This is a genomic window from Rhizobium sp. No.120, assembly GCF_054558365.1.
Map to the genome: position 1 here is coordinate 244,914 of NZ_BAAJNQ010000006.1, position 14,618 is coordinate 259,531.

The 14,618-nt window shown below is 57.6% G+C and carries 11 protein-coding genes and 1 tRNA gene; 7 read left to right on the forward strand and 5 right to left on the reverse strand.

Features of this window, described 5'->3' with window-relative positions; genetic code table 11:
• Nucleotides 1–242: 242 nt before the first annotated feature.
• A complete protein-coding gene (locus ACYJRZ_RS19290) occupies nucleotides 243–1,697 on the forward strand; it encodes a catalase (RefSeq protein ID WP_113407236.1) in 1,455 nt (484 codons plus the stop codon).
• 340 nt (nucleotides 1,698–2,037) lie between these two features.
• On the opposite strand, the gene ACYJRZ_RS19295 is transcribed toward ACYJRZ_RS19290, so the two are convergent.
• Nucleotides 2,038–2,763: a cysteine hydrolase family protein gene (locus tag ACYJRZ_RS19295; RefSeq protein WP_113407237.1), complete on the reverse strand. Its 726-nt coding sequence runs from the start codon at nucleotides 2,761–2,763 to the stop codon at nucleotides 2,038–2,040.
• 461 nt (nucleotides 2,764–3,224) lie between these two features.
• Between ACYJRZ_RS19295 and ACYJRZ_RS19300 the strand changes: the two genes are divergently transcribed.
• The 4 genes from ACYJRZ_RS19300 to ACYJRZ_RS19315 all read left to right on the forward strand — a co-directional run bounded on the left by ACYJRZ_RS19300 (nucleotide 3,225) and on the right by ACYJRZ_RS19315 (nucleotide 6,976).
• On the forward strand, nucleotides 3,225–4,088 hold the full coding sequence (locus ACYJRZ_RS19300; RefSeq protein WP_113407238.1) for an aldo/keto reductase: 864 nt from the start codon (nucleotides 3,225–3,227) through the stop codon (nucleotides 4,086–4,088).
• A gap of 76 nt (nucleotides 4,089–4,164) precedes the next feature.
• The gene (gene tehA / locus ACYJRZ_RS19305; protein WP_113407239.1) at nucleotides 4,165–5,187 is read left to right on the forward strand and encodes a dicarboxylate transporter/tellurite-resistance protein TehA; all 1,023 of its coding nucleotides are present in this window, start codon (nucleotides 4,165–4,167) and stop codon (nucleotides 5,185–5,187) included.
• Between the two features lie 152 nt (nucleotides 5,188–5,339).
• Complete coding sequence (locus tag ACYJRZ_RS19310) at nucleotides 5,340–6,383, forward strand: alcohol dehydrogenase (RefSeq protein ID WP_459461613.1); 1,044 nt, start codon at nucleotides 5,340–5,342, stop codon at nucleotides 6,381–6,383.
• Between the two features lie 119 nt (nucleotides 6,384–6,502).
• Nucleotides 6,503–6,976: a redoxin domain-containing protein gene (locus ACYJRZ_RS19315; RefSeq protein ID WP_459461682.1), complete on the forward strand. Its 474-nt coding sequence runs from the start codon at nucleotides 6,503–6,505 to the stop codon at nucleotides 6,974–6,976.
• Between the two features lie 415 nt (nucleotides 6,977–7,391).
• Here the strand turns inward: ACYJRZ_RS19315 and tetH are convergent, their stop codons facing one another.
• The 3 genes from tetH to ACYJRZ_RS19330 form a co-directional block, all read right to left on the reverse strand.
• Entirely contained in the window at nucleotides 7,392–8,192 is an 801-nt protein-coding gene (gene tetH / locus ACYJRZ_RS19320; protein ID WP_113407242.1) for a thiosulfate dehydrogenase, read from the reverse strand.
• Nucleotides 8,193–8,206: 14 nt separating this feature from the next.
• Entirely contained in the window at nucleotides 8,207–9,814 is a 1,608-nt protein-coding gene (locus ACYJRZ_RS19325) for a serine hydrolase (RefSeq protein WP_210252953.1), read from the reverse strand.
• A gap of 405 nt (nucleotides 9,815–10,219) precedes the next feature.
• Nucleotides 10,220–10,313: transfer RNA gene (locus tag ACYJRZ_RS19330), tRNA-OTHER, on the reverse strand.
• A 289-nt stretch (nucleotides 10,314–10,602) separates the two neighbouring features.
• Between ACYJRZ_RS19330 and ACYJRZ_RS19335 the strand changes: the two genes are divergently transcribed.
• Nucleotides 10,603–11,352 carry a DUF5131 family protein gene (locus ACYJRZ_RS19335; RefSeq protein ID WP_113407243.1) on the forward strand — a complete coding sequence of 250 codons (750 nt, stop codon included), beginning with the start codon at nucleotides 10,603–10,605 and terminating at the stop codon, nucleotides 11,350–11,352.
• Here the strand turns inward: ACYJRZ_RS19335 and tcmP are convergent.
• The gene (gene tcmP / locus ACYJRZ_RS19340; protein WP_095436670.1) at nucleotides 11,328–12,260 is read right to left on the reverse strand and encodes a three-Cys-motif partner protein TcmP; all 933 of its coding nucleotides are present in this window, start codon (nucleotides 12,258–12,260) and stop codon (nucleotides 11,328–11,330) included. The genes ACYJRZ_RS19335 and tcmP overlap by 25 nt on opposite strands.
• A gap of 360 nt (nucleotides 12,261–12,620) precedes the next feature.
• Here tcmP and ACYJRZ_RS19345 point away from each other — a divergent pair, with 360 nt between their 5' ends.
• Nucleotides 12,621–14,366: a reverse transcriptase family protein gene (locus ACYJRZ_RS19345; protein ID WP_459461616.1), complete on the forward strand. Its 1,746-nt coding sequence runs from the start codon at nucleotides 12,621–12,623 to the stop codon at nucleotides 14,364–14,366.
• Nucleotides 14,367–14,618: the final 252 nt, after the last annotated feature.

Here is a 14,618-nt window from a genome sequence, read left to right on the forward strand (position 1 = left end):
TTCATGCAACCCTGGCGGGATCGCACGTTCATCTTTGCGCCATTGCAGAATCCGACCCCCGTCTGGGATCGTTTCAAGGAGAGAGCCTCCATCGCTGCGATGCCGACTTATACAAGAAACGGGGTCAATAACGATGCAACAAGGCGAGAGCAGTTTGCGCATGGTCGGGAACCGCGCGTTCAAAAAAACGCGCGGGACGGCGACCGTTTGAGGAATCTGCACCAACAAGATGGAGAACTCTGATGAGCGATCGAAAACTAACGACAGCAGCAGGCACACCTGTCGCCGATAACTTCAACATTGAGACGGCGGGGCCAAGAGGTCCGGCGTTGCTTCAGGATGTGTGGCTGATCGAAAAGCTTGCCCACTTTGCCAGGGAGGTCATTCCCGAGCGTCGCATGCACGCCAAGGGCGCGGGCGCGTTTGGTACGTTCACCGTCACCAACGACATTTCCAAAGTCACAAAGGCTTCGGTGTTTGCCTCGGTGGGAAAGCAAACACCCGTATTTGTTCGCTTCTCGACCGTGGCCGGGGAGCGCGGTGCTGCGGACGCCGAACGTGACATCCGCGGGTTCGCCATCAAGTTCTATACCGAGCAGGGCAACTGGGACCTTGTCGGCAACAACACTCCCGTCTTCTTCTTTCGCGATCCCCTCCGTTTCCCGGACCTCAATCACGCGGTCAAACGCGACCCGCGCACCGGGATGCGCAGCGCTGAGAACAACTGGGACTTCTGGACGCTCCTTCCCGAGGCGCTGCATCAGGTCACGATCGTTATGTCCGAGCGCGGCATTCCAAAAAGCTACCGTCACATGCACGGTTTCGGATCGCATACCTACAGCTTTATCAACGCCGAAAACGAGCGGACATGGGTGAAGTTCACATTCAAGACGCAGCAATCCATCGAGAACCTGTCGGACGAAGAAGCCAGAGAGCTTATCGGGACCGACCGCGAAAGCCACCAGCGAGATCTCTTCGAAAGCATCGAGCGCGGCGAATTCCCTCGATGGAAGATGTATATCCAGATTATGACTGAAAGCGCCGCCACGACACATCGGCATAATCCCTTCGATCTGACCAAAGTCTGGCCGCACGCGGAATACCCGTTGCACGAGGTCGGCCATTTCGAACTGAACCGAAATCCTGAAAACTTCTTCGCAGAAGTCGAGCAGTCATCCTTCAGCCCAGCGAATATTGTCCCCGGCATCGGCTTCTCGCCGGACAAGATGCTGCAGGCGCGGCTGTTCTCCTACGGTGACGCCGCTCGTTACCGCCTGGGCGTGAACCATCACCAGATCCCCGTGAATGCCCCGAAATGTCCGTTCCACTCTTACCATCGTGACGGTGCGATGCGGGTCGACGGCAACCACGGCGCAGCGACGTCATACGTGCCGAACTCCGTAGGCCAGTGGACGGAGCAACCGGATTTCCGTGAGCCACCGCTCGCACTTGAAGGTGCCGCCGATCACTGGGATCACAGGGTCGAGGAAGACCATTATGAGCAGCCGGGCAATCTCTTCCGGGCAATGTCGACTGACCAGAAGCGCACGTTGTTCGAAAACACTGCGCGCGCAATGGCAGGTACCTCGGTGAAGGTCCAGGAGCGTCACATCGTCAACTGCACGAAGGCCGATTGCGAGTATGGCGCGGGTGTCGCCCGCGCTCTGGGCTTCGCTGTCGACAACGCGGCGGAGTGAACGGCACTGCGGTCGCGCACTTCTCGCGGCGTGGCGCGTCGCTTGTCGATCGGGCCGCGGCCATAAAGGTCGTGCCCCTTATCGACAAGGGGAAGCCGCGATGTCGCCACCGTGATGGCCACGGCAACATCCCAGTCGATAGCTATGGTCGGCGGCCGCTATTCGTCGCCGGTGGCAACTCGAAGGACCGGTCCGCTCTCGCGGCATGCCTGGCCATCTGTCGCTGCAGCGCTTTCGACGGGCGGCCGCCGCGAGTCGGCCGCCATACGGGTCTCAAGGTCCGGCTTACCAGGCGCGCAGCTGTCAGTCGGAGGACCACTCAACTGACGAGCGCTACATTTTAGACCTTCGACGCCTGCGCAAGTCGATCGGCGGCTTCTTCGGTCGTCCACAACGCGTTTGCGAACCAACGGAAATTCACCAAGGCGGCGAGATACGCGTCACCCTCCGGCAGCTTACTTCCGGCCGTGGCGTCGCGTACGACGGCAACCTCAAAGCCCTTTTCGACGAAGTCCCGCAAGTGGGACTCAACGCAGAAATTGGCGGCCATCCCTGCCAGAATAACCTTGTCGATGCGCTTCTTCCGCAGCTGGAAGACGACGTCGTTGGTCTGCGGGCCCGCGATCTTGTGGGGCGAGCAGACGACGGTCTTGCCGTCTTCGATGTACTGCTTGTACTCGGGCATCCAGTCTGCGCCGGAATTCTCGAAGCCATCAAGGGAAAGTGGGTCGCGGCGGTCAAACATCCGGAGCTTGTGCATGAGTGTCTCGCCCGTAGCGGCAAAATCCCACCGATGGTCGAACGGGTAGTAGTAGTGGGGCGAGATGACCACCTCGATTCCGGCCTTCTTCGCCGCCTCGAAGAGCTTGCCGATGTTTTCCACGGTGTTGTGCTCGGTGATGCTTTCGCCGAAAGCGCCCCATCCAGCACCCTTGGGGCTGAGGAAGTCGATTTGGGGATCGGTAATGACCAGGGCAGTCCTCGGGGTGTCGATCTCGACGTCGGTCTTCGGAAGAGCCGGGTTTTCCGGATCTCGATATGCGAGCGGGACGATTTTGTCAGTCATGGAATTTTCCTTTGGCCTTTACTGGCCGGCAACGATCACCCTTCCTCGCGGTCGCGCGGGCCAAGTGGTTGATTTCTGGAATTGGTACCCGCTGATACAGGTCCGTGATGCGGACCTCTTTCTCGGGGGACACGAGCGCCACAATGGAGCGGCGAATGGTTCGTGGATTGTAATATCCAGTCACTTTGGTGCACAAACTCCCCGGCGGGAAGGAGCCCCAGGACTCCGCCGAAATAATCCGCCCCGTCTATGCCTTGCCAACTGCGTCGACAGGAGCTGGTCATGTGAGCTCTGAGCACGCGCAGGTGAGACTGGAAGCAGGAAAAGCGTGCCGTGCGCGATGATACAATAATCAACATCAGCCTCGTCGTAGGCTGCTCCCACACGACGAACTGGCAATAGCCGAGAGTCGACCGAAACGTGACAGTCGAGGCATGCCGCCGAAAACAGGGAGTTTGGAAATGGACGCTACCAACACGATCGAGAGCTTCTCAGGCACCTTCAAAATTGGCGACTACACAATCAACAGGCTTGGGTTCGGTTCCATGCGGCTCACCGGCCGCGGTGTCTGGGGACCCCCGGCGGATATCGAGCAGGCGCTGACTACTCTGCGCCGCGCTCCGGAGCTCGGTGTTAACTTCATCGACACCGCCGATTCCTATGGCCCGGACGTCGCCGAAGAACTGATCGGAAAAGCTCTGGTAGGCCGGAAAGATATCCTAGTCGCCACCAAAGCGGGACTTCGTCGACCGGGCCCCGATCAGTGGGTACCTCACGGCCGACCGGAATACCTGATCGAACGGGCCAAAGGCAGCCTCAAGAAGCTCGGCGTAGAGCGAATCGGCCTTTGGCAACTTCACCGGATCGATCCGCGTGTCCCCATGCAGGATCAGTTCGCGGCGATTCGGCAACTCCTCGACGAGGGCGTGATCGCCAACGCGGGCCTCAGCGAGGTGTCGATCTCCGAGATCGAAATCGCTTCCCGATATTTCAAGGTTGCAACCGTGCAGAACCGCTACAATCTCCTCGACAGAGAAAGCGAGGACGTCCTCGACTACTGCGAACAGAATGGGATCGGCTTCATTCCCTGGTTTCCGCTGGCCGCGGGCGATCTCGCCCGGCAGGGAGGCGTTCTCGATTCCCTCGCAAAACACCATGCCGCGACACCGGGACAGATCGCCCTGGCGTGGATGCTCAAGCGCAGCCCGGTCATGCTGCCCATTCCCGGAACCTCGAAGGTAACCCACCTCGAGCAGAATGTGGCTGCCGCCCGCATCCAGCTCTCTGACGACGAATTCCACAAGCTGGACCAAAGCGTCCGCTGACAAACGGGCGTTCTATGCCCTGCCGCCGCGAACAGCGCGTCGGCCGCCTCACTCAAACGCTCGACGCAGGTTTATCATGACAATCGACTCGACAGGGTACCAACCCAAACAGCATGAGCTCCAAACAGGCTGGCTCGCGGATATCGCCGGCAGAACCCCGGCGGCCTATTTCGGTATGGTACTCGGCCTTGCAGGGCTTGGAAATGCCTGGCGCGCAGCCGAACAGACCTGGCATGTCGGGGTCGGTGCATCGGAGTATATTCTCGCGCTCGCCGTGGCCGTTTGGGCGATCCTAGTCCTGCTGTTCCTGGTGAAGGCTTCGTTGGCCCGGGACAAGCTCGCTGCCGAGGTTGACCACCCCGTGCAATGCTGCTTCGTCGGCCTAATCGGAGTGGCGACGATGCTAGTCGCAGGGGCGGTCGAGCCCTATTCTTACGCAGCTGCCGTCGCGCTGTTCATCGTCGGTTTTGCGTTCACGAGCATCTTTGCGGTTTGGCGCACAGGCGGCCTCTGGCATGGCGAGCGCGATCAGGCGACAACGACGGCTGTCTTGTATCTGCCGACAGTCGCCGGAAGCTTCGTCACCGCCACCATCGCTTCCTCCCTCGGATATCAGGACTGGGGTCAGTTGGCCTTCGGCGCTGGTATTTTCTCGTGGCTCGCGATCGAGTCCGTCCTGCTTCACCGCCTGCTGACCGGACCTATGATGCTTCCTGCGCTTCGTCCGACGCTCGGCGTGCAGCTTGCTCCCGCGCCCGTCGGCGCGGTCGCTTACATAGCGGTCAGCGGCGGCGCGCCCGACGTCTTTGCCCACGCGCTAATCGGCTACGGTGTTCTCCAACTGGTGGTCCTTCTGCGTCTTTCGCGATGGCTACGAGAAGCCGGAGCCGTCATGGGCTTCTGGGCCTTTAGCTTCGGTGCGACCTCCATCGCGACGGCCCCAATCAGGCTTCTCGGTCACGGTGATACCGCGGCGATCTCGCTAATCGCACCGGTCGCCTTTGCTCTCGCCAATGTCTTTGTCCTTGGGCTGGTCATCATGACGCTCTGGCTGCTGCTATCCGGCAGGATGTACGGGCGGCCTTCCCCAGCCAGGTAGGCGTCGACGTCCCGCTGACGGCGGACATGTGCCGTCTGACCGATACATTTTAGTGCATTCCACTGTGGCCAATACTCGATCTTACAAGAACCGACGCAGGTGAGCTGCGACAAAGGCCGGCAGCACATCGCAACCATACCCGGGAACAAGCTATGCCCGAAACTCAAGAATCCTACCTCGCGGTCCAGGCCGTTGCGCCCGGCAAGCTCGAACTCGCCAGGAAGCCGCTTCAAGCTCCGGGGCCAGGCTATGTCCGCATCAAGATCGAAGCTTGCGGGGTCTGCCATTCGGACGCCGCCACCATCGAAGGCGCTTTCACGATCGTCTGGCCCCGTGTCCCTGGCCACGAAGTAGTCGGAAAAATCGACCTGCTCGGGGAAGGTGTCGAGGGATGGAGTGTCGGCCAGCGCGTCGGCGTGGGCTTCCTCGCGGGTAGCTGCGGACATTGCACACAGTGCCGTTCCGGCCATCTCGTAAACTGCACAAACCAGGAATTCACAGGAGTTCATCACGACGGCGGCTACGCGGAATCTATGATCGCCAAAGCGTCGGGTCTGATGTCCATCCCCGACGACCTCACCGACGTTGAAGCCGCTCCGCTCCTATGCGCCGGCTTGACTACATTCAGCGCCCTCAGGAACTCTGACGCGAAAGCCGGAGATCTCGTCGCCATCGTCGGGATCGGCGGGCTCGGTCATCTCGCAGTGCAGTATGCCCGCAGCATGGGATACGAGGTCGCAGCGATCGGCCGAGGGTTGGCTGTGGGAGAACTCGCGAAGAAGCTCGGAGCTCACCACTACATTGACAGTACAGCCGATCACGTCGATGAAGCGCTGCAAAGGCTTGGAGGTGCTGATCTCGTGCTCGCCACCGCCTCGGGCGGCAAAGGCGTTTCTGATACGATTAAGGGCCTCAAGCCACGAGGCAAAACGATCGTTCTCGGCGCGACCGCCGAACCGATCGAGCTTGCATCGGGCGAGCTCTTTTTCAAGGAGAGGTCGGTGGCCGGAGCGTTGACTGGGGACCCAGCTACCGGGGACACGACGTTGCGTTTCAGCTCTCTTTTCGGGATATCCGCCATGATCGAAGAGTTTCCGCTCGAGCGGGCAATCGACGCCTATGACAAGATGATGCACGGCAAGCCGCGGTTCCGGATAGTCCTGACCATGGGGTCCTCGGCGCTCCGAGAAGCGTGACGGGGAGCGTGACTAAAACGAATCCGGCCGCCATTGCCCGGTACGAAAATGTTGCTGCTCTGGGTCTTGGAGACCAATGGCAGTCGCCGCCGATATGTGCCCCCGAGACCAGAGTACCTGTGGGAGAATATGCTCCCGCGTTCGTACTCCCTCGCTGTGACCGGGGATACCTTGGCCTCGCGGAGTTGATCGGAAGACCTTCGGTCATACACTTCTATTCCGGAACGGGCGCTTCATGGTTCGAACAAAGCGCATGCCTCAACGCGCTCGCACCGACACTCGGCGTGCTTGGTGTGGCGCTGGTCGGCATAATTTGTGCCCAGCAAGCGGTGGTCGCGGACCATTGCAAAGTTACCTTGACGGATTTCCCCGTATTGTCGGACTGGGAGCCAAGGGGTCTTGTTTCACGCCTCTACGGCTTCAACCTCAATCGAGCAGCGCCAAACCTAGCGGCAACTTATTTGATAGACGGCCACGGTGTCGTCAGGTGGATCAGATACGGTGTGGAAGCCGCGGACGTGGATTCTGCTACGATAATTGCCGCAGCCAGGTCGCATCTCTCTCGCCAGAAACCCTTAGGCCCGACTGACTGATCCGACTAACTATGGAGTACTTCGCTCCGGCGGTTCAAGGATTACGAAATCGACATCGGGCAGCGTCGGTTGGCCGTACGGTAAGACCCTGCATTGGCGGGGACGACGACGGAATTGGTGGGTACCGCCCAGGACTTTGGCGAAACGATCTCCATCTTTTCCATCGCGACGTCGTCTGGGATCAAGTAAGCCGAGACGCCTCGCTTGGAGACCTTCCTCCTCTATTGCTTTATCCGGGAGCCTCTATGTGGCTGGGCCATCCTCTGATGGGTCGTTGACTGCGATCGAGCCCAAGCGAGCTCACTCGCGAGTGACCACCTCAGAAAAGTGAATGATTCTGGGCATTTGCAGCATGTCGGTGAGAAAACACTGACCCGTCGGTGTGGGGCACATTGCCCCACACCGACGGGTCCGTTCAGGCACCCTTGGCGTAGGTAAACCGAGCGTCCTGCAACTCAGCGAGATATGCGACGACACTGGGCACGAGAATTACGCCGTGGATTAGGTTATTCGTCAGATCGGCTGCCACCGCATCCGCCGGCAACCGCGAATTGCTTTCCCGAGAAGCAATCCCACGAGCAATCGCGTGGATGGAATCGTGGCACGCCACGAATACAGCCCCACGCTTCTGGAGCGATAGGATATTGTTGTTGGCAGGGCCGTAGAAGCCGTCAACATCCTGGTGATCGTCCATGGCCGTCGCGCCTGCCTTTTCGACAATGAAATCGTTTCGCCTGCTTTTGGCACCCGCGATCTCAGCCAGATCGTATTTGTCCCACATGCTCTGATTGAACAGAGTGTGATGAGCGGATCCGTGCACGGCCGCGACGGCAAGAAAGTCCTTGTTTCCGTGAGCGAACACCTGCCCGTTCACCGACTCTCTCATGAGGTTCAGCCAGGCAGCGGAGATGTCTGATGCCTCCCACATCTGCCGCGGCCCGCCGTCGTAAGCAAGGAGCTCGACGGATGCCTCATGATCCCACAGATCTTTGCGATCAGCCATGAAAGGGACGGAGGTGAAATCGCGGCGGCGGGGTACATTGGCCAGTCGCTCCGAGAGGTTTTGGAGCTTCCGGCCCCCGTCGGAGGCAACCGGCGGGGGATTCTTCTCCTTTGCGGACAGCGGAGACGTTCCGATCGACGCGACGGCTACTGCGGAAGCGCCTAGCGCGCCTAGCGCCAACCGACGGGTGGTGGGTTTTTCGAGACCAAACATTGCGATCTCTCCACTCAGTAGCTGTAGACGTTGGCGGCTCGGCCGACCACGCCCTCGAGGAACTTCGTCATTGTTGCGACCGTTGCCTGATCTTTGATTCGGTAACCGTCGACCAGTGTGGCGACATTCGGATAACCAACCCAGGTCCGCCCGTACTCATCTTCCCAGACAAGAACGCGAAGCGGCAGATCAATCCCGATCGACTGGTCCTCCTGCATCAGCTTGGTGCCGATCTTGGGATTGCCGAATACAAGGACCGTCGTCGGACGTAGCTTGTCCCCGACGGATGTCGCGTTCTCCGCATGGTCGAACGTCGCGAACAAAGGAACCTTCTTTGCCGCCAGATCGTCCTTGATCCGTGCAACTGTCTCCGCCGGGCCGAACTTGCTCTCCTGCGCAACGATGTTCTGAGGGTTCACCGCAGGACCAAGATCGGCTCGATACGCCGCCGCAATGTTGCGGGCGAGAGTGGTGAGGTCAACACCTTCCTTGTCGGTGAGCAGCGTCACGCATACAAGTTCGTAGGAAGCGGTAAACCGGCTCAGATATGCACTGAAGCCCGGGGATTTCCCCTTCACTTCCATGAAGCCCGGATGCCTCGTGAACTCCCAACCAGCCATCGCGGGCACGACTGTACCGTTCGCGAGTTTGGTGGGGGTGTAGATGACTTCCCTGTCGGCGGCGTCTTTGATCAGCACGGAGCCTGCCAGCGCAATGTCCCATTTGCTGATATCCTCGGCAGAGGACCAGATGTTGCCGAAGCCAAACAGGTTTTCCGACATCTCGACCGGGACGGGCACCAAGTGACCCTCGACTTCGCGGTAGCCCGTTGCGGGCTCGACTGGATTGATGAAATCGACGTCCGCCTTGAAATGCGAGTGCTGGTTGTCGTGCGCGGGCATCGAGTTCGGCCTGTCGGTCCGGGCTCTCGATTTCATGTCTCCCGCAAACATCGTGCTCGGCAGTCCGGAGGCGTCGATCTGATACTTCCAGATGAAATCATGATAGGACATGCCACTGGCGCGCTCGATTACCATGGCGAGCAGTGTATAGTTTGTAGCGCTCTGTTCGACCTTCGTGCCGCTTTCGAAGTGCAGCGGCTTATTGCCGACCAGGGCAACCAGGTCCTTGGGCGAGTACTGTTTGCTTTCGTCGAGTTTCTCCCGGTAATCTGGAATACCCGAGCTGTGCTGAAGCAATTCAAGAACCGTGATAGCCTTCCAGCTCGAAGGGAGGTTATCGACGTACTTCGAGATCATGTCGTCCAATTTGAGCTTACCCTGCTCTTTGAGCTGCATAACCGCCACCGCGGTGAAAGCCTGGGTGATCGGCCCGATATTCCACATCGTCTTCGTGGACGCGAGTTCATCCCGGTCGATGCTCGTCTTGCCGTAACCGCTCGAGCGCGGGATATAGGGGGCTTGAACGATCGCCAACGTCAAGCCCGGCAACTGGTTCTTCTCGATGAAGTCGGCGATCATCTGATCGATATAGACGCCATAGCTTTTCTGCACGGGGTTACCTCTGACGATCGGTTCGTTTGCTCCGGGAATGGTATCGGCTAGGGCCGTTCCGCTCATCAGCGCGGCGATACCAAGAGCCAAGAGAAATCTGGCCTTCATAAATGTTTCCTTTCGTTTCGGTGAAACTGAGCAGGCGGTCCTCGCGTCGCTTGTAGGAGCGAGGTTGTAACGCCGTTAATTCGGCGGCCTGACAAAGGAGAAATGGCGCAGGAGCCCTTGGTGATATTGTATTATCCGGCTTTGGCACGTCGCCGATCACCAACGACGCAATCTAGCCCAGGGCCGCTGGCTGATCATCCAATCGATAATCACTTTTCCCCGGATGGTTTGTTCTCGGCGATGATCAGTGCTTACCGAAGTCGATGAGCCAATACAGAGAACATAGAGGGAGAAAGCTTGCACCAATGTCGAGGTTGATGACGTCCTCAGGATTGCCAAGCCGATCGAGTTGTAGAGTAAGGCCACCGGCGAGACGCCGGTGGCTTCGCTACTGCAACGAAAGCAGTAAGGCGACAGGATTCGAACCTGCGCGAGCTCCAAAGCCCGGAGCGGGCCCCGCAGGACAGCCGCTCGCGATAAGCCACTCCGCCACGCCTCGTTTAAGATACCATACCGATACCGCCATCTGAACCCAGCCTGTTCGTTTGTGTCGAGATTTCACTCAACTTTGTGTTTCATCGCGACCCTACCCGGATATCGACATCGAAAATTCGTCAATCGGTCTTACGCTGCGGCAGTTGCCGTTCCTTCGAACAGCAGCGCCGCGGCGACTGAATACGCCTTCAAGACGCCTCAGGCATTAGAGCCGAAAAATGTCGGGGTCGTTCGAGAAACCGCTCATAAACGCTTTTTTGATGTACTCTGCCCACTAGATCAAGGACGATACTATGGCAGACACATCGATCGAATGGACCGACGCTACGTGGAACCCGGTGGCAGGCTGCACTATCATGAGTGCTGGTTGCACAAATTGCTACGCCATGAGAATGGCGGCTCGGCTTGATGCCATGGGTTTGGACAAGTATCGCGGGCTGACGCGCAAAAGCGGCGGTCGCGCGAAATGGACCGGAGATATTCGGATCGACGAGGCGGCCCTCAGCATTCCCGAAACCTGGGCGAAGCCTCGGAACGTTTTCGTCAACTCCATGTCCGACCTGTTCCATCCAAACGTACCAACTGACTTCGTTCGGAAAGTCTGGGATGTCATGGCGCGAACCGAGCGACACACATATCAAATCCTGACCAAAAGACCTGATCTCATGAAAGAAATCCTGTGCGATGATTTCCGGACGCTGCCCAATGTTTGGCTCGGTACGAGCGTGGAAGACGACCGCGTGCTACACCGTCTCGATGACCTTAGATCGATACCGGCAGCCGTTCGTTTCGTCTCGTTCGAACCTCTTATTGGTTCCGTAGCGCGCGGCTCGCTAACAGGCATTCAGTGGGCAATAGTTGGTGGCGAGTCTGGCCCAAATGCCCGACCGCTCGACCCCACTTGGGTCGACGAGATCTTTGATATGTGCAGTGACGCTGACGCGGCGTTCTTCTTCAAGCAGTGGGGTGGAAAAAACAAGAAAGCGACCGGAAGAACATACCGTCACCAGACTTGGGATCAAATGCCGCGCTTGAGTATGTGACCAGCAATCTCGGTCGCCAACCTGACGGCAGCCTTGTTGGGGTTTGCGATCGCGAAGAACAGGGATGCCATGGGAGCGCCATTTGGATGGTACAACCGCATCGGCTTTAGGACGCCACCCTTGAAAACAGAGAGAAGGCGGTCACGGACCCATTCTTCGATCCGATCGACGTCAAATGCTCGGCGTTCTTCAACAATCAATTCGCCGAAAATATCGAATTGACGTGCGTTCAGCTCATACCAATCCTGTCGCCATGTTGTGGTGCCGAAGACCCTGTTCAATATAGCAACCTTACCCGCGTCCAAGCGCTCTGGGTCTTTAGGCGCGTTGCGATACAATCCCGATAGCGGGAAAAAATACCAACAGTCCAATGCCTCGGTCCTAGCTATAGCTTCCACAGTATCCCATGTGACTTCCATTCCGTAGGGATCAAGGAAAACTACACCTCTCTTTCGCTCGCTTTGCCAGTCGTACCTTCTGCATACGTGCTGCACGATCGTGTTGGCGTCACCATTTCGTACGCTCCCTCGGGCTTCAGGATACTCGCCAAGCACGGCCTTGAGGACTGCAGCGCGCTCAGGGTCTTTCTCGATAAGGAGGACGTGGTGAAAATTGGGGTTAGTTTCCAGAGCAATTCTCGCACTGCCGGGCGTGGAAACTTCGACGGTAGTCGCCTCTCCTTGCCCCATGAACGGCAAAACAGCTTTTGTCTCTGTCCGACTACCCGTTCCCGCGAACGCGTCGATGTAGATCCGAGCAAAACCTTTGTTCCGCAACGCAATCGAATAGGCGCTCAGGTACCGCCGGAGACAGTCAAGCTTTCTCTCTGTCTCAGAACTTCCAAAGAAATGTCGTTGGTCCAAACTGTCTTGCCTATCACTGAATCTGGCCACACCAATATATTGCATATTGGAGATTGTTCTCTTTCAGTCAAGATTTTCGCGTCTCCATGCTGTGTTTAATACTTCGAAAATACTCGGAATCCTTGGTGCCGCGGCACAAACCCATGCGCACCTCTGACTCCTACCTGTGCGGAAACACTGCCGATAGCGTCGACTGTCACAGTGGGTACTCCAGAAACTCCTTGCCTGATCCACTCTTGGCCTTTCAGTATGCACGTGTAGTTTGGAGGCCCTATTGCAACCGTCCCTAAAATTACTATGGTCGTTGCGGGCGATGCGACTTCAAGGTTTGAGGCGCGAGTCGCGTCTGCCAATTCGGAACCACTTGCTCCGTGTTTTCGCATCGCCCTCTTCAATCGGTCACCCATGAGCTTCAACTACGACTTTTCCCGCATCACGAGCAGAGGCTCCTTGCTCGCGGCACTTTCGATCGACGAAGCCCTGTTCACGCAGGTGCTCGACTTCGTGCCTCCTCCTCCAGCCTGGTCGGTGCCGCCTTCCCCGCCAGACGAAATATCGAAGCTAATGGTCCCCGCGTTTCTGCGGCACGACATTCCTAAGAGAAACACGAAACGCGGCCATAGGACGGTGTGGGAGCCCGTGCTAGCAAAGGGTACCTATAAGGCGCTCGGACGTAGGCTTGACAGCTTCTTTCGCCACAAGCTCGATGGCTACCCTCACAAATCGTCATTCGGATATCGACCGGGCCGCAATATCCGTGAAAACGCCGCGGTCCACCGTGGCAAGAAGTTTCTTCTATCGCTCGACCTCCAGGACTTCTTTCCTTCAATTTCGCGAAGTCGGATTGCCTCCACTTTCGAACACCTTGGCATCGCCCCGGATATAGCAGCGCTTCTGGCCCGATTCGTCACGATATCAGACGCCCTGGCCATGGGTCTCCCAACGAGCCCGACGATTTCGAATGCAGTCGCCCTTTGCCTTGATCAGGCGCTCGAAGAATTGGCTCTGCGTTCAGGTGCCGTGTACACCCGCTATTCAGATGACATCAGTATCTCGAGTGACAACGCGCTTCCAGATCTCGCCTTGATAGCTCAAATCGTTTCGGACAATGATTTCAAACTCGCAGACGAGAAAACAAGGCTATCGGTGCGTGGCCAGGCGCATTACGTCACCGGCCTGAGCATCAGCGACCCTAATCAGCCGCATGTTCCCAAGGCAAAAAAGCGAAGGCTGCGACAGGAGCTGTACTACGCACGAAAATTCGGACTGGGGCAGCATTTGCACCGCCAAGGGATCAATGACCCCACTGTTGTTCAGCAGGAGGTCAATCGCTTGGACGGCATGATTAAATTTGTTGGCCATCACGAACCTAAGCTTTCGTCCATTATAAAACAGCAATGGCGCGAAATTCTCAACGCCGCCGATATGAAACCGAGCTTCGCACCGCGGGGGATGCATCGCGCACCTTTCGTTCTGGTCATAGACGAAGCCGAGTTTTCGAGAGACGACCAGACATATCTCGCTCTCTGTATCGTGGTCAGCCAGCATATAGACCGAATAGCCGAGGAGACGGGGCGAGTATTGTCGAACGCGCTCAATGACCTTTGGGGAGATGGCAACCGTAATGCCCTCCTCGCACGAGGCCTTCATTTCACGGACGCGACCAAAGACCTTCAACTCAACTACATTAAAGAGTTGGCGACGATGCCCTTCGAAGGCTATATTGCGTTTTGCGCATACGATGGTCCGAAAAATTATCAGGCGACATATTTGCGCTTGCTTTCGACGATGATCCCGCGACGCCTGATGGCTGCCGAAAGCCAGTACGCCGCCATCCTGATCGAGCAAAACAGCAAAGTTTCCCAAACAGCGATCGCCGAATGCATCAGCAACGCGGCAGCCGATCTCAAACGTACCAACAACCGACGCCCAAAGGACACGCTAGTCAAATTTCTTTCGAAGCCCGATCCGCTGCTCAGTCCCCCTGATTTTCTGTTGGGCGTCCTGGGACAATATCTGAAATCGAAACCTGCCGTCCCGGAGCCTCGCGAGAGGCTCAGCTTCGAACGACTAAGAGACAAATATCGGTTGATCCTCGATCTGGATACATGCGCCGAATACTCACGGCGACGGCCGATCGCCCCTTGGTAAGCAACAAGGCGTTGCGTGTCCTTGTGTTTTCTTGAGTTTCGCCCTGCAAGTCCGGACAGAATAGTTCGAATTTCGAATCAATTTATGTCGAGATTCTAGGGAGTTTCGTCCGAATCCTAGTAAAGTTGGGCAATTCGCCATCTCGATTCGATAGTGGAATCCGGGCCTTAGACAAGGTTCGACTTTCGGGAATCTAGGAAGATTCCCCGAGCAGCAGCTCGTCATTCAGAAACGAGTTGAATCGCCATCAGC

Coding starts and splice junctions, on each gene's coding strand:
- ACYJRZ_RS19310 (WP_459461613.1), top strand. CDS start 5,340: ATGCCCGAAACTCAAGAATCCTACCTCGCGGTCCAGGCCGTTGCGCCC.
- ACYJRZ_RS19300 (WP_113407238.1), top strand. CDS start 3,225: ATGGACGCTACCAACACGATCGAGAGCTTCTCAGGCACCTTCAAAATT.
- ACYJRZ_RS19335 (WP_113407243.1), top strand. CDS start 10,603: ATGGCAGACACATCGATCGAATGGACCGACGCTACGTGGAACCCGGTG.
- ACYJRZ_RS19295 (WP_113407237.1), bottom strand. CDS start 2,763: ATGACTGACAAAATCGTCCCGCTCGCATATCGAGATCCGGAAAACCCG.
- tcmP (WP_095436670.1), bottom strand. CDS start 12,260: ATGCAATATATTGGTGTGGCCAGATTCAGTGATAGGCAAGACAGTTTG.
- ACYJRZ_RS19325 (WP_210252953.1), bottom strand. CDS start 9,814: ATGAAGGCCAGATTTCTCTTGGCTCTTGGTATCGCCGCGCTGATGAGC.
- tetH (WP_113407242.1), bottom strand. CDS start 8,192: ATGTTTGGTCTCGAAAAACCCACCACCCGTCGGTTGGCGCTAGGCGCG.
- ACYJRZ_RS19290 (WP_113407236.1), top strand. CDS start 243: ATGAGCGATCGAAAACTAACGACAGCAGCAGGCACACCTGTCGCCGAT.
- ACYJRZ_RS19345 (WP_459461616.1), top strand. CDS start 12,621: ATGAGCTTCAACTACGACTTTTCCCGCATCACGAGCAGAGGCTCCTTG.
- tehA (WP_113407239.1), top strand. CDS start 4,165: ATGACAATCGACTCGACAGGGTACCAACCCAAACAGCATGAGCTCCAA.